Source organism: Gemmatimonas phototrophica, assembly GCF_000695095.2.
Classification (GTDB): domain Bacteria; phylum Gemmatimonadota; class Gemmatimonadetes; order Gemmatimonadales; family Gemmatimonadaceae; genus Gemmatimonas; species Gemmatimonas phototrophica.
The window spans coordinates 4,444,804-4,467,973 of sequence record NZ_CP011454.1; the positions used below are offsets into that span (position 1 = coordinate 4,444,804).

Genomic DNA, 23,170 nt, shown 5'->3' on the forward strand with positions numbered 1-23,170 from the left:
CGTGAATGGCATTCGTCTTGTCCCTCGCTCGCGCGTCGTTTGCGGGCGCGCTGCTGCTGGCGCCGCTGGTCTCCGCCGGTGCGCAATCCCCCCCGTCCGCGCGTTCGTCCGCTCCCGCAGAGCCCACGGTGCGCGGGGCCGTTGCCCATCTCGCCACCAAGCATGGCGCGTGGCTCTCGCTCGGCGGCAGTCGCGGTGGTGCCGACTTGTTCTGCGACGTCTGCACGCAGGACCCGACCTACGCGTGGGGACTCGACGCCGCGGTTGGCGTGCGACTCACGCCGTCGCTGTTGCTGGGCGTGGAGACCGTGGGCTGGTTTGACGTGTTTGGTGACGCCAACCGCACCATGCGCAGCACCACCCTTTTGCTTCGCAGCTACGCCTTTGGGCGATCGCGCCTGTTCGTGCAAGGCGGCGCCGGTCTGGCGCGTTATCGCGTGCGTGACGGAAACGCCGGTTTCCAGACGCAATCGCCAGCGCTCTCCTTTGGCGTCGGACAGGACCTGCGCATTGGTTCGGCCACCGTCACCCCCAACGTGCACGCCGTCGTCGCCGTGGGTGGCAAGCTGCAAAGCCAGCGCACCGACAATGCCATTGATCCCAACGCGCAGGTGGCCATGGTGCGCACCGGGCTCACCCTGTCGTGGTTCCGATGACCCTCGCCCGAGACCTGTCCATGCGCGCATCCGCAACGGCCCTGCTCTTCTCCTTCGCTACGGTGCTGGGCGCGTGTCAGAGCACCACCGATGGCCCCACGCAACCCTCCCGAGACGCCATTGCCGCGGCGGCGCCAGCCAAGGCCTATGGCATCTGGACACCGTCGCGCTCCGATACCTGCTCCCCCGACGTACACAACGCCTTCGCCACGCTGGGGCCGGACGGCAAGAAGTATCCCACCTGGCATCCGCCGGTGGACCCGGTGAGTGGGTGCACCTTTGGCCACGAACACGGCCGAGATCCGCGGGGCTCGGCGCTGTACAAGGAGGTGGGCGATCTTCCGTTCGGGTACGCCAACGAGCAACTCGATGGTGCCAATCTTGGCATGCAGCGCCACGAAGACCATGTGGGGCACAAGGTCGAGTGGGAAAACGACATCCGCATCGTTCCCGGTGGCAGCGGGGGCGTGCTGGAGGTGAGCTGCGATGTGCTGGTGAAGCTGCATCAGGGCACGCATTCGCGTGATGCGTTCACCAACAATCTGCACGAACTCAATTATCACATTCGCTGCAACGATCGTACGGAGATGCATGTCACCATGCTCAGTGCAATCGGACGGGCCGGGGAGTTCCAGAGTACCTGCGGCGGCACCGTGCTCGCTGGCGTGGGCAATCCCGCCAACGCACCGGCCGGTGGCGGACACCGTCGCATTCCCGACGCGGCATGCGTGCTCAATCGCATTCTGGTCGACCCGTCGCGCGGCTCCGACTTTGGCAGTCTGCACGAAAGCTGGGAAACGTCCAACGAAATCAAAACGGCCAATGGCAAACGGTTGGCGTTCTTTAATCCGTACTTCCAGGTCTTCCGCCCGAGCCGCTTCTTCGATCCTGCCAACCCCGCCGTGGTGGGCCGTCCGGTGGCCCTCTGCGCCACCAGTCTGGGCGATCGCCGCGCCCGCGGCAACGAATGCGCCGGTCTCACCAGCACCGTGAACGGCACGCTGCTCAGCGTGGACTTTGATGACCCGCGTTCGCCGTTCAACGGCGCGCGCCGGCAGGTGGATATCAACGACAACATCATCAGCAATACCGGCGGCCCCGAGGTCTGGTACACCGATCCCTTCGGGCGGAACGGTCGCTCTGCTCCGTTTCCCGGCAGCATCAGACAGGTCATTGCCACGATCAACAACAACTACGGGGTAGGGGTGAACGGCCCGGTCATCGGCGGAAACCGGAGCTACGGCGGCACCGGGACGCGCGCGCCCAACTGACCACGGCGGGAACCGCCTCGACCGCACCGCCCGTTTCGCTAGCGTACGTGCGGTGCGTGTCGTTTGGCCCTTTCTCGCGAGTCCCTATGCGTTCCCCCGTTGTGCTGGGTTTGGTGGTGCTGTGTGCCGTTGGCTGTGCCGACAAGACTCCGTCGGCCCAGAAGCCCGTGGGCAAAGCCGGCCTCGTGGCCGTGGCGCCAGGCGGCACAATCACGGGGACGTTGCTCGAGCAGATTCCGGTGGACCCGTACAGCTACGTGCGTCTGGAGACTCCGGGCGGTGAGGTGTGGGCGGCGGTGAATCAGGACTCGCTGACGGTGGGCCAGTCGGTCACGGTGTACAACGTCATGCTCATGGAGCAGTTCGAGTCCAAGACGCTCAAGCGCACCTTCGGGCGCATTTACTTTGGCGCGCTGGAACCCCCTGCCTCCGCGCCTACGGGCCCGGGCGACGCACCGCCCGCTGGTCGTGGCGGCGAATCGGTGGGCGCGCCGCCAGCGTCTGACGCCAACGTGGGCACGGTGGCGCGCGCCACGGGCGCCAACGCCTTCGCCATTGGCGAACTGTGGGCGCAGCAGGCGCAGCGTACCGGCACCACCGTGTCCGTTCGCGGGGTGGTAGTGAAATACAACGCCGGCGTCATGGGGAAGAACTGGATTCACCTGCAGGACGGTACCGGTAGCGCGGCCAGCGGCACGCACGATCTCACAGCCACCTCCATGGGCACCGCCGCGGTAGGTGACACCGTCACCGTGACAGGCGTGGTGCGCCGCAACCGCGACTTCGGCGCGGGTTACACGTACGCGCTGCTGCTCGAAGACGCGACGGTGGTGAAGTAGCACGTACGTGGCGGGGCCTCGCGCAGCGGCCCTGCCACGTAGTCCTCTACTTACTCCGCCACGCGCCCGAAGAGCGCGCGCACCGACGAGAGCCGGAGTTCACCCAGCGCAACAATCAGCGCGCCCAGCGCGGCACTCAACAGCACCAGCTTGGCCACGGTGGGCGCAGCGCCAGTCACCGGCCACTCCCGTGCAACGACGTACGCGACCACGGCGAGCACCGCGCCCACCAGCATGGAGCGCGTTGGGCAGCGTAGTGCCACCACACGCGTCGTGATGATCATCGACGCCGCGGCCCCACCGGTGGCGGCCACCAGCGCGGCCACCGCCGCACCCGTACTGCCGTAGCGCGGAATGAGCACGACCGCCAAAAGGACCAGCCCCGCCAGCATTGGGGTGCTGATGGCCACCACCGACCACCCCCGATCGGCGGCCACCAGAAGCACGGTCGTGACCGACACCACCAGCAACACGCCGGCGCTGACCAGCAACAGGCTGAATGGCACCGCCGCGGCCGCGAAGCCCGTCCCGTAAATCGTTTGCAGAATTTCCGGCGCCGATCCGGCCGCCAGCGCAGTAAAGGGCAACGCCAGAAACGGCAACCGCAGCGCATCGGCGGACACACGGAGCGCCCCGGCTTCATCGCCCTGCAGCCGAAGCTTTGACACCGTGGCCAGCACCGCCGGCGACACCGACGACGCGACAATGGACACGATCACCGTGAGATTCTGCGCCGCACCGTACAGCCCCAGCGACGCCGCATCGGTGCCCATGATCGACAACAGCAGCAAGTCGGCGCGGTCGAAGGTGCGCAGTCCAATCGCCGCCAACGCCACCGGTGCCACCACCGTGAACAGCGCTCGACGAATCCGTGCGGCCTCATCGGCCGACGCCCGCACCAACGCCCCCACCCGCCAGCGCCCCACTACCAGTTCGGCGACATTCGCCGTCATGATCCCCAACACCGCACCCGTTACCGACCAGCCAAGGCTCACAAACCCCACAATAGCCACCAGTCGTATGATCCATCGCGCAGCGGTCGCGGCCGCCCAGGTGCCGTACTCATTGCGCCCAATGAGCACATTGCGGTAGGCAGCGGCCAGCGCGAATACCAGCACATCCAGCGCGAGCAGACGCAGCAAGCCGGTGACCGATGGTTGCTGCAGCACGTGCGCCAGCGGCGAGGCGCCCACGAACAGCGCGGCACCCACCAGCCCGCCCACCTGCACATGCAAGCGCACCACTTCGGCCGCCACCGGGCGCCACGTCGCGGCCCCCGCCACCTGCCGGTGCGCCGCCCGCGCCAGCATGGAGTTGGTAACCCACTGCAACCACCCCACCACGGTGGCGAGCAGCGTAAACACCCCGTACCCTTCGGCGCCCAACTGCCGCGTGAGGAACCCGGCCGTAATCAGCCCGGTGGGCACCAACAGCAGTTCGGCGGCGAACACCAGCGACGAACCAGTCCACACGCGGGGCAGTGACGGGCGCGCGTTCATTGACACGCGCCAGGGAACAGGCCGATCACGCCGATCACGCCGTGGGCGCCGGAATCACGCGCCGTGCCAGACGGCCGGCCAGCCGTCGGGCCACCCACGGGCCAATCATGGGCGACAGCAGCACGGTAGGTGCCAGACACAACGCGTGAACCAGCGGCGCAATGGCCCGCAGCGGCGAACCGGTGGTGCACTGGTCTTCTGCGTCATCCACCAACCGGACCATGTGCCGGATACGCAACGCCCGCCGCCACGAAGACCGGGGGAGCTCGCGAATGGCACGACGCGCCACCGCATCGCGCAGTCGCCGAATGTTGGGCGGACGCCACTGCGCCGGGGTAATGCGGTAGATCACCACTGTCTCCGGACAAAGCACCACCGGACCGTGCTGCGTGACGCGATGCATGAAGTCACGGTCGTCGCAGGGCACCATGTCAGGATGATAGCCATCCACCGCTCGCACGACTGCGGCCCGGAACAACGTCTGGCTGGGAATCGCCGACCATCCCGCCAGCAACGCATCGGTCACATCACGCACGCGGGTGACCCGCGGGTGCACATCGCGCCGCCGATACCCCTGCGCGGTAAACCAGTCCTCACGTGCGCCAACTGCCGCCACGGCCTGCGGCGCCGCATCCAACGCCGCACTCAGCAGCGCGAGCGCGCGTGGGGTCATCTGATCGTCGTCGTCGAGGAACAGCAGGTAGCGGCCACGGGCGAGGGGCACCGCGCGATTGCGCGCCACCGCCTGTCGCTGCGACTGCTCCTGATGCAACGCCGTCACCCGCGGGTCGTTGAGTTGCTGCAGCCATGGCCACGTATCGTCGGTGGACGCATCGTCCACCACGATCGCTTCCCACGTTATCCCTTCCTGCCGCCGCAGACTCTCCAGACACTCGTCCAGCAGCGCTCGCCGGTTATGCGTGGGGATGATGATCGTGACATCGGGCGTACGGTTCACCGCACTGCCCTCGCCAGTCGGGCGTCCGCTTGCGCCATTGCTGTGGCATAGGCGGCCAGATGGGCCTGCATTGCCGGTTCAACGGCAAACCGTTCCGCGACATAGGCGTACCCGGCCTCACCACGAGCACGCCAACGCTCGTCGGCGAGCAACCACGCCAACGCCGATTGCATCTGCCCTTCCTCCGCCCGCGCCCCATAGGCACTGGCAAAGTGGTCAGGGTCCGTGACACTCAGCACGGCCGTGCGATGGGCCGCCGCTTCCAGGAAGGTGGTGGGGAGCCCTTCGCGCAACGAGGTGTTCACCAGCACCCAGCTCTCCCCCATCACCCGGCTCCACGCCGGATTGCTGAACTGATCAAGTACGCCGGGCATCTGCAGGTTGGGCAAACCGCCGTACTGGGCCCGCAATGCCGCATCACGCTGCGCATCGCGCGCACCACCCACCGCAATACAGGTGACGTGCGGGTTGGCAGCCGCGAGTTCGAAGAACTGCTCGATACGCTTGCGCCCTTCCCACCGCCCGACCCAGCAGACCGTGGGACACGAGGCCTTGGGTACGACCACCGGTGGCAAATCCACCGGCGACGGGAGCAATGCCGGTGTGTCAGGCAGCCCGAAAATGACCTGCGCCTTGGGGCCAATGAACTCGGCGGCGCCATAGCGTCCATCAGCCTTCCGCACGGCTCGCGTAACCAACGGATTGCCAATGAACTGTTTGTACGTCCACCACCCGGCTTTCGGCATGCCGGCATGATCCGTTTCAATCTGCCAATCCAGCCGATCCATGGGATCGCGAAACGTCACCACATGCGCGGCCCGGGGACACGCGAGACGTGCCAGCGCCGTCAGCATCGACGTGTCCTGCGAGTGGTAGACATCCGCGCGAATGGTGCGAAAAAGACGGAGCGCCTGGTCCGCGCGGGACGGTGCCACCTGATGCACCGTCATCCCATCCAGCTCATAGCAGTCCGGCCGGTCGGGGGAGCGACGAGACACCACGACCGACACCTGCACGCCACGACGCGCCAGCTCGCGCCCAATGAAGCGCGTCGCGCGCCCGAATCCACCGTAAATCGAATCACCGAAAAACTCGATGCACATAAGACAGATGTGCATCGTCAGCGCTCACTGGTGTTCGAAGACGACAGCGTCTCGACGACGGCCTGCCAGGCAAAGCCCACGGCATTGGCCAGCTGCCATACCCCAAGCAGCGCCACGACCGGCACCCACTCGGTGAATGGCACGCGCGCGAGGGGCGCGCGCACATAGCGTGGCAACCCCGTGTGCAACCGAAGATCGTCTGCCATGCGTCCGCTGCCACGCGCGCGTCGCAGGCGATGATAGCGCCAGGCGCCGCGCCCGTAATTCACATACTGACGCACAAAACCGCGCAGCGAACTGCGGTGATCGTGATGCACGTACGTGCGTGCCACGTATACCAGCGTACCGCCAGCGACCTGCCACCGGTCCACGAAGTCGCGGTCTTCGGCCGCCAGACGACCATAGCGAGCATCGCAGCCACCAAGGGCCAGATACGCCTGTCGGTTGAGGGCGAAATTGAGTCCCGGCAGAAAGCGCGGCGTACTGTGGGGCGCGTTGAAGAATGCATCAACCGCTTCGGTAATCACCTGCCCCGCGGTGGCCACGACCGTGTCTGGCGCCTCGTGTACCACGCGCGCCGCCACCAGTGCGTCAGGGCGCTGCTCCACCACATCCGTGAGCGCCGCCAGCCACTCGTGGTCCGCTCGGCAATCGTCGTCCAAAAACGCCAGCACCGTACCGCGCGCCCGGGCGGCGCCCGCATTGCGATTGGCGGCAACACCGCCATTCGGCACCACGACATGCACGATCTGCAGCTGTGCCGCGAACTCCGCCAGGACATCGGTTACTGGCGGCGTGGATACATCCACGACCACCACTTCGAAGGCGTTCGTGGACAACGTTTGGGCTGCCAGGGAGACCAGACACCGCCGCAATGCCGCCGGTCGGTTGAACGTCATGGTCACAACCGAGACACGCGGCGCTTGTGTACCATCAGCGTCCTGGTCGTGTTGCTCGGTGTCGTTCCCAGCGAACATCAGGATCAGGAAAGCGGTCGTGAGATGAGGTCGCCGGTTATCGTGGCTGAAGTATAGAGGCCCGGCCCTATATTTCCACCATGCCTATCTCACTTGGAATGGGTCGTTCCACGCGCACGCTGCGTGTCGCCCTTGCCGCCGCCAGTCTTTCTGCCGCCGCCACATTATCCGCGCAGAATGCTCCGGCACCGGTAAGCCGAGCGGATCTCGCGTGGCGTTACCTGCTCATGGACGCCAACTACGCAACGGCCGACTCGGCTGGCCGACTCAGCGACAGCACGCGCGCGGCGCTCAACCGCATCTTCGATCGCTCCACGCTGAGTTTCTTTGGTGGGCGGTTTACGATGACGGCGGCCATGATGGATACCGCCATCACCATGGCGTCGCCCTCGTATCGCTACGAGCGACGCGTGCTGCCGGCCGCCGTCATGATCGACCGGCGGCCGGCGCGTGCGGTGCGCGAAGGGCTGACCGCACGACTGAGCCGCCTGGATAGCGCCGGTCCGCTGGCCCAAGCCATTGTCTCCGCAAAGGCGCGCGCCGCGCTCCTGGTGGACACCGTTTCGGCTGAACGCAGCGCCGAGTTTCTTACCGAACCCGCGGCCCTGGCCAAGGCCGTGGGTGCCGAGGTGGCGGCCCTCGAAAAGGGGCGCAATCCGTACGCCAAGGCGGTTGGCGATCTGTGGCGCACGTACAGGGGCGCCAACGGGTCGCTGGTGCCCCTCCGCGTCATTGCGCCGCGCGCGGCCGCAACACAGCCGGTGGGGGTGCTCATTGCGCTCCACGGCGCCGGTGGAGACGAGAACATGTTTGCCAGCGGCTACGGGCAGGGAATCGCCGCACGGCTGGCGCGGGAGAACGATCTGCTGTTCGTGTCACTGGCCACCACGCCATTCATGACGAGCGCGGTGCAGTTCGATTCGCTCATGGCGGTTCTGGGGCGCGACTACCAGCTTGACGCATCACGCGTATACGTCATTGGGCACTCCATGGGTGCCGGCGCCGCGGCGCGACTGGCGCAGGAGCGGCCGCAGGCACTCGCGGCGGTAGTCTGCCTCGCTGGCGGGGCACCGGTCACGGTTGCCGGAGCACCGCCGGTGCTGTTCATTGGCGCGCAACTCGATCCCATTATTCCGGCGGCACGCGTAAAAGCGGCGGCCGCCGCCACGCCAACGGGCAGCTACGAAGAGCGGGCCAACGAAGGACACACGCTCATGGTGCGCGGTGGGGTATTGCGTGGAGTCCCGTGGATGGTGCTCAAGCGACGCCTGCCATCTTCCCCATGAACAACAGAAAGAGCACGAGAAAGAGTAATCCTTCCCAGCGTGATACCCGCTTGTCTTGCGTGAGCAGGTAGAAAAGCAACGAGCTCGCCGCCACGAATGGCAGCGCAAAATTGCGCAGGTCAGGCGGTACCAGAATCCCGCCCGCTACCGCTCCCGCACCCGTAACCGTGAGCGCATTGAACACGCAAGAGCCCAGAATGTTGCCCACCGCCAGCGACGCCATGCCACGACGCGCCGCGGTGACACTCACCGCCAGCTCCGGCAAGGTCGTACCGATGGCCAGAATGGTCACCGAGGCCACGGCGGGGGATATGGCGAGATCGCTGGCGACCCGTTCAAGTGCCGATATGGTTTGATCGCCCGCCAGATAGATGGCGACACCGCCAGCGGCAAGCACCAGCAGATCGCGCCAGATCCTGGTACTCTCATCAGGGAGCCCCTTCTCCACGGCGCTCTCCGCCGTTCCGGTACGGCCTTCAGCCAGCAGATAGGCCACATATACCGCATAGGCCAGCAGGAGCAGCACCCCTTCCACACGCGTGACTTCACCGTCGGCCATGGCGGTCCCCAACGCGAGTGTGGCGCCAAGCAGGAAATGCAGATCAATGAACAGGTATTGTTCACCCAGCAGGAGGCGCCCCGAGGGCACCACCACACTGACGGCGCCCAGGATGAGCAACAGATTGGCGGCATTGGCGCCCAGCACATTGCCCGCCACGATTTCGGACGTGCCATTGGAGACGGCAATCAGCGAGGCCACCAGCTCCGGCAGCGACGTGCCGATCGCGACAATGAAGACCCCAACGACAAATGGGGACATCCCAAACGCGAGACCTAGCCGCTCGGCGGCACCGCTGAAGTAGTGTGCCGCCACCAGCAGGGCAGCGAGAGCAAGGGCAAAGAGCAGGAGCGGAGGGAAAGCCATGGAAGTACAAGATGGGGACGCGGTACACTGGCGGCGATTCCTGCTGGCGCCGTATGCTATCCCAATTCGCGCTCAAAGCACACCTCACCGCGCCCACCCGCCGCCTCATGCGCTCTCTTCGTTCGTGGTGTCTCGTTACTGGACTGCTGGTGGCGATGCCTTTGGCTGCGCAGAAGCAAGACAAGCACTACTACCAGACCGACTTTGCGGCACAAGAGTTCATGGCCCGCCGCTCACAGGTGTACGACGCCATTGGTCGGCAGAGCATTGCCGTGATGCAAGGTGCCAGCGGAGTACCCGGGTTCAGTGTATTCCGACAGTCCAATGATTTCTACTATCTCACCGGCGTTGAGTCGGCCCACGCGTATCTCCTGCTCAATGGGCGTACCCGGTCGGCCACGCTGTACCTGCCGCACCGCGACGAAGGGCGTGAGCGCAATGAAGGCAAAACCCTGTCTGCCGAAGACTCCACACTGGTCAAGCAACTTACCGGGATAGAGCAGGTCCGCGGCATTGAGCATCTCTCCAGCGACTTGATCGGGGCCGATCTCATTCGCCCACCCGCGCTGGCGTTGTACACGCCGCTCAGCCCCATGGAGACAGGCAACGACAGTCGCGACGAACTGCTGGCCGCTCAGGCACGCCGTGCCAGTGACCCGTGGGATGGTCGTCCGTCGCGGGAAGCGGAGCTGGTCCGGCACATTCAGGAACGCTTTCCGCAGTTCGAAGTGCGCGATCTTTCGCCCACGCTCGATGCGATGCGCACCATCAAGAGCCCGGCCGAAATTGCCCTCATCCGCGAAGCCACTCGGCTCGCCGGGCTGGGCATCATGGAGGCCATGCGCTCCACGCGCCCCGGCGTGTACGAGTATCAGCTCGACGCCGCGGCCAAATACGTGTTCTACGTGAACGGTGCGCGCGGTGATGGCTACGCGTCGATTATCGGAGGCGGCACGAACGCCTTTTTGGGGCACTACTTCCGCAAAACCGATGCGCTGCGCAGCGGCGATCTGGTGCTCATGGATTACGCCCCGGACTACCGCTATTACACCAGCGATGTCACGCGCATCTGGCCCGTGAACGGCACGTTCACTCCGGCACAAACCGCCCTGTATGCGTTCATTGTGGCGTACCGTGACGCGCTCTTTCGGTACATCAAGCCGGGTGTGACCGCCGACGAGGTATTGGATCGCGCGGCCGCCGACATGAAGCAGTATCTGATCGGCAAGACATTTGCATCCCCGGCGCATCTGCAGGCGGTCCAAGAGGGGCTGGCTTTCCGCGGCCACTTCCAGCATCCCGTGGGCATGGCCGTGCACGATGTGGGGCGCGTCCGCGGTGTGCCGCTCAAGGCCGGCATGGTGTTTACCATCGACCCCATGATCTGGATTCCCGAGGAACGGCTCTACATTCGCATTGAAGACATGGCGCTGGTCACGGAAACCGGCGTGGAGAATCTCAGCGGCTTTGTACCGTCGGCGGTGGCCGATGTGGAGCGCGTCATTGGCAAGAGTGGCGTTGTGCAATTCCGCCCCCCCGTATCGATCACCCCAACGGTGCCACCGCGCGCGCCGGGAGGCCTCCGTCAATGAAATCGCCATTCCTCACGGCTGCGCTGGTTTGGGGCGGCGCCGTCATGTCGTCGTCCTCGGCGGCTGCGGATACCTACCCCAAGAACCCCAACATCGACGCACTCAACTACGCCTTCACGCTGGAGCTGAGTGATACCACAGACCGTATTGCCGGCGAGCTCGCGCTCGATGTGCGCTTTGTGGGGCCCGGTGTGCGCGCGGTGCGTCTCGATCTCATGGGAGCCACTTCCGCGCTGGCCGGGAAAGGCATGACCGTGTCGGCCGTGACCGTCAACGGCGGCGCCGTGGCATACACGCACACCGACAACGAGTTGCTGGTCCCACTGGCATCGACGCCGGCGGTCAATACGCGGGCCCGCGTGGTGGTACGCTACAGTGGCATTCCGGCCACGGGGCTCAAGATTGGCAATAACCGGTACGGGGAGCGCACCTTCTTCAGCGACAACTGGCCGGACAAGGCGCGGCACTGGCTCCCCACCATCGATCATGTTGGCGACAAGGCCACCAGCGAGTTCATTGTGTCGGCGCCGGCGCACTATCAGGTGGTGTCCAACGGTCTGCAACTGGAGAGCACCGACCTGCCCGGCGGACGCCGCCGCACGCACTGGAAGAACTCGGTGCCCATCTCACCGTGGCTTTATGTACTGGGCGTAGCCCGCTTTGCCATGCAGCGCGTGGACACCTTTGAGGGCAAGCCCATTGAAACGTGGGTCTACGCGAAAGACCGTGACGCCGGCTTTGCCGACTTTGCCACCCCCACCAAAGATGTGTTGGCGTACTACAGCGACTATGTCGGGCCCTTTGCCTACGAGCGACTGGCCAACATTCAGTCCAACAGCGTGAGTGGCGGCATGGAAGCCGCGTCGGCCATTCTCTATAGCGAAGGGTCCGTGTCGGGCACCGGCAGCGTGCGCTGGCGCAACGTGATCATCCACGAAATTGCCCACCAATGGTTCGGCAACGCCGTCACCGAGGCCGACTGGGATGACGTGTGGCTCAGCGAGGGTTTTGCGACGTACTTCACGCTGCTCTACATCGAACACGCGTACGGCCGCGATGAGTTTGTGCGCGGTTTGCAGAGCAGTCAGAACACCGTCCGCAGCTTTGCCGCAAAGAACCCGACGTACACCATCATTCACAAGAATCTGAGTCGCATGGAAGATGTGACCAGCTCCCACACGTATCAGAAGGGGAGCTGGACGTTGCACATGCTGCGCGGTGTGGTGGGCTCGGCGGCGTTTCAGCGTGGCATTCGGGCGTACTATGCCGCGCACTTCAACGGCACCGCCACCACCGCCGATTTCCGTCGCGCCATGGAAGAGGCATCGGGGCAGGAGTTGGGCTGGTTCTTTGACCAGTGGCTCTACAAGCCCGGCAATCTCAAGGTCGACGGTAGCTGGACCTACGATGCCGCGGCGAAACAGGTCCGCATCACGCTCAACCAGACACAGACCGACGGTAGTCTCTTTGCCATGCCCATTGAGGTGGGCGTGTACAGCAAGGGGCAGCCAACACCCGTCGTGGAGCGTGTGCGCATCACCGGCAAGACCAATGTGTTTACGATCCCGGCGCCGGTGGCGCCAGATAGCGTGCGCCTGGACCCGAATATGTGGGTGTTGATGGATGCCACGTTTGCGAAGAAGTAACACCGTGACCATTCACCGTCTTGTCGTACGGCGTTCGCTGCGCGCGCTCCTGCCCGGCGTACTGGCCGCCTGCACGACGGTCAGCGACACCACACCGGCCGCGGATCTCATTCTGCACAATGGCCGCGTCTACTCCATGGCGTGGCCTGAGCCGACCGTGAACGGAGTGCCGTCGGCGCAGGCGCCGTATGATTCCGTCAACGGCTGGCGCCATGACGCAACGGCCGTTGTCGTGCGCGAGGGGCGCGTGGTGTTTGTGGGCAACGATTCGGCAGCGCTCGCGCTGAAGGGGCCTACCACGCGCGTGCTCGATCTCAAAGAGCACGTGGTGCTCCCCGGCCTCGTGGATGCCCACACGCATGTGGCCGAACTGGGGCAGTCGCTGGATCGGGTCAATCTCACCGGCGTCGCCACGGAAGCCGAGGCCGTAGCGCTCATTGCCGCACGCGCCGCCACCACCCCCAAGGGCGAATGGATTCTGGGGTACGGGTGGGACGAAGGCGCGTGGGCCAATCGCTATCCCGACAAGACGCTGCTCACCGCGCGCGTCCCCGATCACCCGGTCATCCTGCGCAGCCTGCACGGCTTTGCGGCATGGGCCAACGAGCGGGCGCTCACACTGGCGGGCATTACGCGGAATACCCCTGTACCCACTGGCGGCGAGATTCGTCTCGACGCGAAGGGTGAGCCTACCGGGCTCGTGCTCAATCGTGCCGTGCCCCTGTTGGACAACGCGGTGCCCCTGCCAACGCCAGCGCAGCGCGACGCACAGGTGCTGCGCGCGTTGCACGTCATGGCGCATGCTGGCTATACCGGCGTGCACGAAGCGGGGGTGGCCCCCGACGTCATGGATAGCTTCGAGCGTCTGGCGCTGCGCGATTCCTTGCCGCTGCGCGTGTACGCCATGCTCAGTGCGCGCGATTCATCGCTGATCAGGCAATGGATTACCCGCGGCCCGTTCACCAGCGCCAACGGCATGTTGTCGGTGCGAGCCGTGAAGGCCTACTACGATGGTGCCCTTGGTTCACGTGGCGCCCAGTTGCTGGCGGACTACGCCGATCAACCCGGGCACCGCGGTGTCAGCGGCGGCTCGTACGGTTTTGATCAACGACTGGTCGCCGACATCATGAGCGTCGGTTTCCAGGTGGGTATTCACGCCATCGGCGACGCCGGCAATCGCGCCACGCTCAACTTTATCGATTCCGTGATGCGTGCCGCCCCCAAAGCGCGTGGGTTGCGCCACCGGGTGGAGCATGCGCAGGTCGTTTCGCCGCCGGATCTCGCGCGCTTTGCCTCTCTGGGGGTGATTGCCTCGGTGCAACCACCACACGCGGTAGAAGACAAAGGCTGGGCCGAGACGCGCCTTGGCGCCAATCGTATTGGTGGCGCCTACGCCTGGCGCACCCTGCGGCAGGCCGGTGCCGGCCTGGTCTTTTCGTCTGACCTGCCCGGGTCTGACTGGAGCCCTTTCTACGGGCTGCACAGCGCCATCACTCGGCAGGACACCAGCGGTACGCCGCCGGGGGGCTGGTATCCGGCGCAGCGCATGACCCCGGAAGAAGCGGTGCGCGGCTATACCGTGTGGAGCGCGACCGCCGGTTTTGATGAAACGCAGGCCGGGGTCATTGCGGTGGGCAAGCGGGCCGACCTGACGGTGATGGATGTGGATCCATTTCGGTCGGAGGGACCGGCCTTGCTGAAGGGACGGATCATGACGACCGTGTCGCGCGGGCGGGTGGTGTACCTTCGGACGCCATAGCGTCCATCATCTCCGCATAGTGATACGTCCCGCTTACCGTCGGCTGCGTCTTCGCCGTTGCGATCATGGCCTGCGCGATCTGCTCCACCGTAATCGAGCGGTAGCGCGCCGGCGTGATGAACGAGAACAGCGGGAGCAGTTGCGCCAGCAGCCATGGCGTATGCCTGGAGCCGAGAATCATGGCGGGACGAAACACACTCACGACCGCTGGGCCCTCGGCGCGAACCGCTTCTTCCGATTCGCCCTTCACCCGATTGTAGCGCGGCATGCCGGCGGCGCCGGAACCGGTGGTTTTTGCCTGCGGGTCCGCACCAGCGGCCGACATGTAGCACAGGTGCCGTACCACGCCCGATGCGCGAAGCCCGCGCGCAAAGGCGGCGTTGAGCGCAACATCGATGGCGCGGTGTTCTTCAAGTGTGATGTTCGCGGTGCCGGCACTAATACCCAGCACACTGAACCCCACCACGTCACCCTCAAAGCCCTGCAGCGCCGCAACGGTGGCGGCCTCGAGTGCGGCGGGGGTCATCTGGGCGACCAGCTGCTCGCGCAGCGCACGCCCCTCTTTACGAGCCAGCGTCACTGCGTCCGGGAGAGAGCGACGGCCGAGGGTGATGACCGTATCAAACGCCGCATCGCACAGCAGCGAATGCAGCAGCGCACCGCCCACTGAGCCGGACGCGCCAAGCACAATGGCGGTGCGCGTCGTCGTCATACGCGCACCCGTTCTTTGCGGAACGCCAGCATGGCCAGGCTCAGGAGGCACGCGAAATCGACGCCATGGCCGCGGCAAGATCCGTCTCATCCGTACTACCCATTACCACTCCACCGCCCTGCAGCAACAGCTCGCTGGCGCGCGAGGTGTGCGGAGCATCGACGAGTGCCACCAGCATTGACGAATTGGTGGTGAGCCCTTCGCCCATCTGCTTCAGTAATGCATCGGGAAAGCCGAGATCGATGAAGTAGGCGGCCAGCGCTCCACCGGCGGCAAGCGTCAGGGAACCAACCCCTGGCAAAATCAGGCCGGCCACGGCGCCAACGAGCGCACTCTTGCCCACGCCCCAGTCCTGCGACTCCGTAAAGTCTACGGTACCGCTTCCATCGCGCGTGATGATGGCGACGTTCCCCAACCCGATAGCGGCGGCCTTGAGCATGTCGGCACCGCTCGTGGCGCCGTTGGGGGTATTGAAGCTGGCGATCAGTATCTGACGGGCAATCGCGTCTGGCATAACGACTCCTGAGGATTGGGGTGACCCGGAAGAATAGGGGCAAGAACAGCGCCACCGGCAATGTGCGCCCGGTTCGCGGGCTTCGACAGGGACTCGCCCGCTGCTCGCGTGGTCGGCGGGCGCATGGTATTCTCCTTTCGTCCCCGAACTCGATTCCTTTCTATTGCGAACATGAACGCGAAGAGTGTGCTGGACCGGCTGTCGTCGTCGCTGGCAGAGCGCTATGCGTTGGAGCGCGAGATCGGGCAGGGGGGGATGGCCACCGTATTTCTCGCGCGCGATCTGCGGCACGAGCGTCGGGTGGCCATCAAGGTGCTCCATCCGGAGCTGTCAGCCATGCTCGGCCCCGATCGCTTCCTCAGCGAGATCAAGCTCACGGCCAGCCTGCAGCATCCGCACATTCTCCCGTTGTTTGATTCCGGGGTCGCCGACGGGCTGCTGTATTATGTCATGCCCTTCGTGGAGGGCGAGACACTGCGCGCGCGATTGGAGCGCGAGCGACAGCTCCCCGTCGCCGACGCGATACGGCTGGCCCGGGAGATTGCCGATGCCCTGCATTACGCGCACGAGCGTGGCGTGGTGCATCGCGACATCAAGCCGGAGAATGTCTTGCTGCAAAGTGGCCGCGCCGTCGTGGCCGACTTTGGTATTGCGTTGGCGGTACAGCAGGCCGGCGGCACGCGCATGACGCAGACCGGCATGTCACTGGGCACTCCGAACTACATGGCCCCCGAGCAGGCCATGGGTGAGCGCAACGTGGATGCGCGGGCCGATGTCTATGCGCTGGGCGCCATGACGTACGAGATGCTGGCCGGTGAACCGCCGTTTTCCGGACCAACGGCACAGGCCATCGTGGCGCGCGTCATGACCGAGCGCCCACGGTCATTGCACACCATTCGCGATACGGTGCCGGAGCAGCTGGAGACGGCTGTCAACACGGCGCTGGAAAAACTGCCCGCTGATCGATTCAGTACCGCCGCGCAGTTTGCCTCGGCGTTGGAAGTGGCCCTGACTGCACCGCACACATCGGGAGCGCGGCAGGCGTCGGTACCGCCATCGCGTACACGGGGGGCGCGGGTGGCGCTCGTAGGTGCCATGGCCCTGGTGGTGGGTGCATTGCTTGGTGCCTTCGGCATGTCGCAGCGCAGTGGCTCTACCGCGCGTGACGCTGCCCCGCCGCTCAAGTTTGCCGTGGTGCCGCCAGACTCGGTGGCGCTCCGGCTCATCTGCTGTGGACAGCTCTTTGCCATATCACCCGATGGGCGTTGGCTGGTCATGCAAGGCACGCAGCAACAGGCCGGCAGCGACAGCGCGAACGCCGTCAGTCGCTATTCCCTGTATCTGCGTGACCTGACGGAGTTGAGCACCCGCAAGCTTCCCGATACGGACAGCGCGACCTCGATATTTTTCTCCCCCGCGGGTGATGAGATTGGATTTGTTCGCGGCCGACAGCTGTACCGGTTAGCGCTGTCGGGCTCAGAAGCACAGCCCGTGGCCGAGGTGCCGGAAGGCTTTGTCGCGGGCGGTAGTTGGGGGAGCGATAACCAGATCGTAGTAGCCGTCAGCAGTCGCATGCTGCAGGTGCCGGTGTCGGGCGGGACCCCCGCTACGCTGTTCACCTCCGAGTCGCCTGACATACAGCTGGGCGGACCGCAGCGGTTCTCGCCCGAGAAAGTCCTGCTGTACACGACTGGTGGCTACAGCCACGAGCCGCAGATCGTGTGGCGATCGCTGGCCACAGGCAAGTCACGTGTGGTGGTCGCTGGCGCGACACCCACCTATCTGCCGGAGCAGCGTGCGCTACTGGCGGTACGGAACGATGGCGCCCTGATGCAGTATCCGTTCAATCTGGCAACGGGCGACACGACCGGCCCCGGGGTGCGCATTGCCTCCAACGTGACGCGCCGTTCGCCCATTGTGATTCACGGCGAGTACAGCGCATCACGAACCGGCACGGTTATCCTGGCCACGCGAGGCGACGAACGGCTCAACGCCGGCGCGATCCTGGTGGATCTGTCACGCGGCGCACCGACCAAACGTATTCTCCCCGAATTCACGGCATTTGGGGATGCCTATGTCGATCCGACCGGAAAGCGGGTCCTGGTTACCGCTTCCACGGAACGGGGCGCACCACGGGTCCCCTACGTCTACGACATCCAACGTAACGTCGCAACGCGTCTTTCCTTCGAAGGGGCGGTCACATCCATCGCCTGGACGCGTGGCGGTGATTCGGTGTTGTATTCCGCCAGTTCCACGGAGATCTTTGCCATGGCGCTCGAAGGCGCTCGTGCTCCGCGATCATTACTGCAATTGCGCGGATGGAGCACGTCCGGGGCGCGCATGAGTGCGTGGGGCCCGTGGATCGCCTTTACCGGGGCCCAGCAGGGCGATTCCAACCGGGTGACCTCAATTGGCATCGTCCATCGCGATTCGTCCGGCGTAGTGCGCCGCCTCGATCCGTCACGATTCACTCAGTATGAACCGTCCATCTCACCGGATGGACGGTGGATTACCTACATCTCCAAAGAGAATGGGCGCGACGATATCTTCGTGAGCCGCTTCCCTGTTGCGGACGGCAAGTATCTGGTCTCGCCACGCGGGGGGACGTACCCCAGCTGGTCCACTGACTCCCGCACGATCTTTTTTCAGTCCGGTACGCAAATCATGGCCGCGACGGTGGCGGCTCCCAGCACATCGCCCAATGCGGCGCCGGTCATTGACGCACCGCGCGTGCTCTACAGTCGGTCGCCGTGGGCGCTCTTCGATATCACACCCGACGGCAAGAGCCTGCTCTTTGTCGATCGGGTTCGCGAGGGCGATCCCAAAACGCTGGTGGTTTCGCTGAACGCGGTGGCGCGGCCGTAGCACGTAGGGCGCTGGTTGGCGGCCTGGGCAAAGGCGCGCGAGATTGAGGGATCTCCAATCCCAGACATTCCAGGAGCATCGATGCGCACCACCCTGATGGCCCTGATCACCATTTCGTTGCTGGCAGCAGGCGCTAACGCCCAGACAACAGGGAGTGGTGGCACTGGCAATGCCGCGCAAGCCGCGCAGCGACAAGCCAACGCGAACAAGCCGCGCACCATTGAGGGCATCAACACAGTGTGGCTTGAGGAACTCACGCAGCCCGAGTTCCGCGACATGATCAAGGACGGCTACACCACCGTACTCATTCTTACCGGAGGCGTCGAGAACAACGACGGCAACCTCCAGATGAACAAGCACAACATCAACAACAAGCTGCTGGGCGAGATGATCGCGCGCAAAATGGGGAAGACGCTCGTGGCGCCGCTGGTCACGCTGGAACCCGGCAATGCGGGCCCAAACATTCAGCCCGGCCGTGCCGGCCCCATGCTGTCACAAGCCACGTATGCCGCGCTGTTGTTCGACATGGGTAATTACCTGCGCAGCATGGGCTTCAAGGAGATCTATTACCTGGGCGACAGCGGCGGCAATGCGCGCGGCATGCAGAGCGCGTCGGATTCACTCACGAAGCTGTACGCCGAGAGTCCCGACAAGGTGGTCTTCAAGCACATCCCGGAGTACTACAACCACACCAGCGTGGTGCAACCGTACATCCAGAACGAGCTCAAGATTCCCGAAGGGATCAAAATTGGTGCGAGCTCCGGCACCAGCGGGCTGCACGAAGAGCTGGGCATTGACGCCACCATGGCGCTCGTCGATCCGCAGTCCATCCGCTTTGCGCAGCGCGTCAAGGCCGGCCAGGCCGAAATCAACGGCATCAAGTTCGAATCACTGGCATGGCTGCAGGAGCTCGGTCGCAAGGTGGCGGAGCTGCGGATGAATACCACCATCAAGGCGATTGAGGCGTATCGGGCGACCTGGCGTTGAGTGCCAACGCGTTGACCGACACATACCCGCCCCCTATGACGTGGGCGGAATGACGGCCTGTGCCATGCCGACGTTGAACGGATCGCACCAGATGATCACGTGGGTGTAGCGCACGCCGGCCGGCACCTGGAAGGTATACCGCTGAGCGCCCGTGCGAGCCCGCAAGGCGGCAACGCGCAGCGGCTGTCCACGATTCGGATTGGCATCGGTGTTGAGATACACAAACGGCCCCGGCGTGCTGGCAATGGTAAAGTCGGGGGAGAAGTCGAGTTGCGCGACGCCTTTGTCAATCACCAGGGTTGCGGTGCCTGTCACGTTGTAGCCGGTTCGCGTGAAGGACGCCGTGACGCCAGTGCCGTTCGGCAGAGAACCATCGGGTGCAACAGGAGTGGCGTTGGGCGCCATGGGAGGTTCCGCGTTGCTGCAGGCGGCCACGACACCGAGTGCCAGCGTACCGATGGAGCGAATCAAACGCATTGATCATGTCCCCGTGTTGAAGTGAGTGCCGTGAAACGGTGCCGGTACGACAACAGTGTGCAGCGGGTCAGTCGCTGGCGCTCGCGCCAGCCGCAGTGGCCCGGGTTACCGCGTCCATCACCTGCCCCGGCGTGAGGACCGCCGACAACACCTCCGCCTGGGAATTGGCCGCCGACGGGTACATCACATACAACGGCACGCCACTCCGCCCGAACGTCGCCAGCAGGCGGGTAATTTCCGCGTTGCGCGAGGTCCAGTCGGCACGCAGCAACACGACCTTCCCATTGGCAAAGGCCTGCTGCACGGCGTCGGTATGCAGTACCACGCGCTCGTTTACCTGACAGCTCAGGCACCAGGCGGCCGTGAAGTCCACGAACACGGCGCGCCCGGCTGCCCGTGCCTCCGCGACCCGCGCCGCCGACCACGGCTCCCACCCAACGGGCGTGGGGGCCGCCACCGGGGCGACCACCGGTTGCGAAGCCACCGCAAAGCCACCGCCCGCAATGGCCAGCCCTGCAAACGCCAAGGACACCACGCTGCGGCGCGCGTGACCGGCCAACTGAGCGCGCCCAGCCATCCATCCGGCAAACGACACCACTACGCCAACCAGCAGGGCCAGCGACAGCTGGTCGGTACCCGCCTGTCGCCCGAGCACCCACAGCAGCCACACCACGGTCGCATACAACGGGAAGGCCAACAGCTGCTTGAATGTTTCGAGCCACGGACCCGGGCGCGGGAGCCGGCGCAGGAGCGATGGATTGCTGGCCAGCACCATGTACGGAGCGGCGAGCCCCAGCCCCAGTGAGGTAAACACGGCAAGACCAATTGCCGCGTGCTGCGTGAGCGCGTAACCAAGCGCGGCGCCCATGAACGGCGCCGTGCAGGGCGTGGCCACTACCACCGCCAGCAGTCCGGTGAGGAACGAGTCAACGTAGCGCTCACCGCCGCCCACAGCGCCCAAACGCGTGAGGCTCATGCCCATGGTGAAGACACCACTCATGTTGAGGGCCAGCGCAAACACGACCAGCGCAAGCACGGTCACCACCGCCGGTGACTGCAAATGGAACCCCCACCCCAACTGTGCCCCGCCAGCCCGGAGGGCATACAGCGACCCGGCCAACACCCAGAAGGTGGTCAGTACACCTGCGGTAAAGACCATCGCGTGCTGCCGACCGGCATTGCCGTTCCCGTCGTCTCCGCCACGCTCAACGAACGACAGGATCTTTATCGACAGGACCGGGAAGACACACGGCATCAAATTGAGCAGCAGCCCGCCAACAAACGCGAGTCCGATGGCCAGCCACATACCAATGCGTGCCCCTTCGGCCAAACCCTCGGACTCCGCAACCGCACTCGTGCCCGTCGTCGCACGGGTGGCAGCATCGGCCACCGCGCCGCCCGTGCCCACCGCTGTGGGGCCGTCCAGACGAGCCAGCACCGTGGCAGCGCCAGCGGGAGGCGCCGAGAGCACGCGGGCATCCAACTGTGTCCCCACCGCGGAGGTGGCCACGTCGTGGACCAGCACACCGGTCACCCGTGACGCCGTGTCGGACAATGACTTGTCAACGGTCATCGCCAGAATCAGCGTGTCGCCCACCAGCACCACGCGCTGTTCCGCGGCGTGTTCCAGTACGCCGGTGGAATCGGGCACCAGATAGGCAGCGCGCAGTGTGCCACGTGCGGCGTCGGGCACTCGCGCCACCAACACCAACCGCGAGCCGTCGCGCCAGATGCGCGTGTCCCATCCAGTAGATGGGGTGGTCAGACGGGCGCGCGTATCCGCAATAGCCGATGCCCAGGTGGAGGGCATCGTGCGCGCAGCGGCTGGAGCGGTCAGGGCGACGTGCCCACTGGCCGGCAAACACACGTCAGCACAGACCAGAAAATCCACGTCGGCGGCGATGTTCAGCGTGGTGCCAACGGGCACCGACGACGCCACCGTCAGGTCGGCCAGCACCAGCACCTCGCGCTCGTAGCCGTAACTCATGAACGGCGGTTGCGGCAACACGTGCGGAACGGGATAGCGCAACGCCGACACCGTGACACCGGACGGCAGCGTCCAACTCGCATGGAGCGGCAGCCCGGCGTCGCCCGGGTTGGTCCAGTAGGTATGCCAGCCGGGCTCCATCGTGATCCGGAACGCGACGGTTGTGCTCGAGCCCGGCTGGAGCCCGCTCCGTTCGGCCACCAACGCAATGTCACTGTTCGGCGACAGGTCCTCAGTGGCGTCTCGACCTTGCGCCTCGACCCGCACTGTCCCAAACAGGACGGCCAGTGAGAGGAGGAACGCGGCAAGGCGTGAGGACATGGGCGGTAACCGGTCGAACGTGAAAGGGTGCAGCGGGGCCATTGCAAGGAAAGAGACCGAACCGCCTGCAAAAGTTCCGCGGGAACCAAATCCGTGTGCATTGTCTAACTCACTCGTGCCCCTTTCCCTTGCCCCAGGTGAATATGTCATTGGACCCCCGCCGTTCCCCGCGCCCGCTGTGGCGCCTGGTGCTCCCCCTCGCTCTTGCCGCCGCCGTTGCCACTCCCACCGGCACCGCCCACGCGCAGGCCGCGATGCTCGGCCCCGTGGATGGGAAGGAGTTGGCCCCCACCGACATCGAACGGATCGTAGTGGGCTCAACGGCCCCCGACTTCGCCCTCGGCAAGTTTGGCGGTGGCACGGTGACGCTGTCGTCACTGCGCGGGGCGAAGAACGTGGTGCTGGTGTTCTATCGTGGCTTCTGGTGCCCGTATTGCGTCGCGCAGCTCAAGGAGATGCGTACGTTGCTCACCAACGAACTCAAGAAGGACACGGAGCTGCTGGTCGTGTCGGTCGACGATGACGCCGGTACCCAGAAGGCCATCGACCGCATTGCGGCCGACGGCACGAAACCGGACTTTACCTTTCTTTCCGACCCCGACCATACCGTCATCGCGCGCTACGGTATCTTGAACCCGGCCGGCACACGGCGTGGCATTCCGCATCCGGCCACGTACGTGATTGACAAGAAGGGCGTCGTGCGCTGGCGCGACCTGCAGACCGATTACAAAATTCGCCCCACCAACGCGGCGGTCCTCACCGCGGTGCAGGCGCTTCGCGCCCGCTGAGTCGGCAT

19 protein-coding genes are annotated in these 23,170 nt (G+C 65.2%); 10 read left to right on the top strand and 9 right to left on the bottom strand.

Annotation, left to right across the window (positions count from 1 at the left end):
• Window positions 1-5: 5 nt before the first annotated feature.
• The 3 genes from GEMMAAP_RS18715 (at window position 6) to GEMMAAP_RS18725 (ending at window position 2,766) form a co-directional block, all read left to right on the top strand.
• On the top strand, window positions 6-656 hold the full coding sequence (locus GEMMAAP_RS18715) for a hypothetical protein (RefSeq protein ID WP_026850946.1): 651 nt from the start codon (window positions 6-8) through the stop codon (window positions 654-656).
• A complete protein-coding gene (locus GEMMAAP_RS18720) occupies window positions 653-1,927 on the top strand; it encodes a hypothetical protein (RefSeq protein ID WP_026850947.1) in 1,275 nt (424 codons plus the stop codon). Before GEMMAAP_RS18715 ends, GEMMAAP_RS18720 begins: the two co-directional genes overlap by 4 nt.
• A gap of 86 nt (window positions 1,928-2,013) precedes the next feature.
• Window positions 2,014-2,766, top strand: coding sequence for a hypothetical protein (locus tag GEMMAAP_RS18725; RefSeq protein ID WP_026850948.1), 753 nt, complete (start codon window positions 2,014-2,016; stop codon window positions 2,764-2,766).
• 50 nt (window positions 2,767-2,816) lie between these two features.
• Here the strand turns inward: GEMMAAP_RS18725 and GEMMAAP_RS18730 are convergent, their stop codons facing one another.
• The 4 genes from GEMMAAP_RS18730 to GEMMAAP_RS18745 are packed head-to-tail and all read right to left on the bottom strand — an operon-like array spanning window position 2,817 to window position 7,303.
• The gene (locus GEMMAAP_RS18730; protein WP_026850949.1) at window positions 2,817-4,265 is read right to left on the bottom strand and encodes a lipopolysaccharide biosynthesis protein; all 1,449 of its coding nucleotides are present in this window, start codon (window positions 4,263-4,265) and stop codon (window positions 2,817-2,819) included.
• A 34-nt stretch (window positions 4,266-4,299) separates the two neighbouring features.
• Window positions 4,300-5,223, bottom strand: coding sequence for a glycosyltransferase family 2 protein (locus GEMMAAP_RS18735; RefSeq protein WP_053334593.1), 924 nt, complete (start codon window positions 5,221-5,223; stop codon window positions 4,300-4,302).
• Entirely contained in the window at window positions 5,220-6,341 is a 1,122-nt protein-coding gene (locus GEMMAAP_RS18740) for a glycosyltransferase family 4 protein (protein ID WP_075071572.1), read from the bottom strand. The genes GEMMAAP_RS18735 and GEMMAAP_RS18740 overlap by 4 nt, the downstream gene beginning before the upstream one ends.
• A gap of 2 nt (window positions 6,342-6,343) precedes the next feature.
• Window positions 6,344-7,303, bottom strand: a complete 960-nt coding sequence (locus GEMMAAP_RS18745) for a glycosyltransferase family 2 protein (RefSeq protein ID WP_026850951.1) — start codon at window positions 7,301-7,303, stop codon at window positions 6,344-6,346.
• Window positions 7,304-7,383: 80 nt separating this feature from the next.
• On the opposite strand from GEMMAAP_RS18745, the gene GEMMAAP_RS18750 reads away from it, so the two are divergent.
• The gene (locus GEMMAAP_RS18750) at window positions 7,384-8,589 is read left to right on the top strand and encodes an alpha/beta hydrolase family protein (protein WP_145979243.1); all 1,206 of its coding nucleotides are present in this window, start codon (window positions 7,384-7,386) and stop codon (window positions 8,587-8,589) included.
• Here the strand turns inward: GEMMAAP_RS18750 and GEMMAAP_RS18755 are convergent.
• Window positions 8,561-9,514 (bottom strand): calcium/sodium antiporter, encoded by a 954-nt coding sequence (locus GEMMAAP_RS18755; RefSeq protein ID WP_026850953.1) that lies wholly within the window; start codon window positions 9,512-9,514, stop codon window positions 8,561-8,563. The genes GEMMAAP_RS18750 and GEMMAAP_RS18755 overlap by 29 nt on opposite strands.
• Before the next feature lie 107 nt (window positions 9,515-9,621).
• Between GEMMAAP_RS18755 and GEMMAAP_RS18760 the strand changes: the two genes are divergently transcribed.
• The 3 genes from GEMMAAP_RS18760 to GEMMAAP_RS18770 are packed head-to-tail and all read left to right on the top strand — an operon-like array spanning window position 9,622 to window position 14,511.
• Window positions 9,622-11,106 (top strand): M24 family metallopeptidase, encoded by a 1,485-nt coding sequence (locus GEMMAAP_RS18760; RefSeq protein WP_158514930.1) that lies wholly within the window; start codon window positions 9,622-9,624, stop codon window positions 11,104-11,106.
• On the top strand, window positions 11,103-12,752 hold the full coding sequence (locus GEMMAAP_RS18765) for a M1 family metallopeptidase (protein WP_026850954.1): 1,650 nt from the start codon (window positions 11,103-11,105) through the stop codon (window positions 12,750-12,752). Before GEMMAAP_RS18760 ends, GEMMAAP_RS18765 begins: the two co-directional genes overlap by 4 nt.
• A gap of 4 nt (window positions 12,753-12,756) precedes the next feature.
• The gene (locus GEMMAAP_RS18770; RefSeq protein WP_053334595.1) at window positions 12,757-14,511 is read left to right on the top strand and encodes an amidohydrolase; all 1,755 of its coding nucleotides are present in this window, start codon (window positions 12,757-12,759) and stop codon (window positions 14,509-14,511) included.
• On the opposite strand, the gene GEMMAAP_RS18775 is transcribed toward GEMMAAP_RS18770, so the two are convergent.
• Window positions 14,462-15,223: a Rossmann-fold NAD(P)-binding domain-containing protein gene (locus GEMMAAP_RS18775; protein WP_026850955.1), complete on the bottom strand. Its 762-nt coding sequence runs from the start codon at window positions 15,221-15,223 to the stop codon at window positions 14,462-14,464. The genes GEMMAAP_RS18770 and GEMMAAP_RS18775 overlap by 50 nt on opposite strands.
• Window positions 15,224-15,263: 40 nt before the next feature.
• Window positions 15,264-15,737 carry a DUF1269 domain-containing protein gene (locus GEMMAAP_RS20695; RefSeq protein WP_026850956.1) on the bottom strand — a complete coding sequence of 158 codons (474 nt, stop codon included), beginning with the start codon at window positions 15,735-15,737 and terminating at the stop codon, window positions 15,264-15,266.
• A gap of 171 nt (window positions 15,738-15,908) precedes the next feature.
• On the opposite strand from GEMMAAP_RS20695, the gene GEMMAAP_RS18785 reads away from it, so the two are divergent.
• Together GEMMAAP_RS18785 and GEMMAAP_RS18790 are read left to right on the top strand one after the other, a co-directional pair.
• A complete protein-coding gene (locus GEMMAAP_RS18785) occupies window positions 15,909-18,602 on the top strand; it encodes a protein kinase domain-containing protein (RefSeq protein ID WP_053334596.1) in 2,694 nt (897 codons plus the stop codon).
• Window positions 18,603-18,683: 81 nt separating this feature from the next.
• Window positions 18,684-19,589: a creatininase family protein gene (locus GEMMAAP_RS18790; protein WP_026850957.1), complete on the top strand. Its 906-nt coding sequence runs from the start codon at window positions 18,684-18,686 to the stop codon at window positions 19,587-19,589.
• A 33-nt stretch (window positions 19,590-19,622) separates the two neighbouring features.
• Here GEMMAAP_RS18790 and GEMMAAP_RS18795 read toward each other — a convergent pair whose 3' ends face one another.
• A complete protein-coding gene (locus GEMMAAP_RS18795; protein ID WP_026850958.1) occupies window positions 19,623-20,066 on the bottom strand; it encodes a DM13 domain-containing protein in 444 nt (147 codons plus the stop codon).
• A 67-nt stretch (window positions 20,067-20,133) separates the two neighbouring features.
• Complete coding sequence (locus GEMMAAP_RS18800) at window positions 20,134-22,374, bottom strand: protein-disulfide reductase DsbD family protein (RefSeq protein WP_026850959.1); 2,241 nt, start codon at window positions 22,372-22,374, stop codon at window positions 20,134-20,136.
• Window positions 22,375-22,517: 143 nt separating this feature from the next.
• On the opposite strand from GEMMAAP_RS18800, the gene GEMMAAP_RS18805 reads away from it, so the two are divergent.
• Window positions 22,518-23,162, top strand: a complete 645-nt coding sequence (locus tag GEMMAAP_RS18805; protein WP_026850960.1) for a peroxiredoxin family protein — start codon at window positions 22,518-22,520, stop codon at window positions 23,160-23,162.
• Window positions 23,163-23,170: the final 8 nt, after the last annotated feature.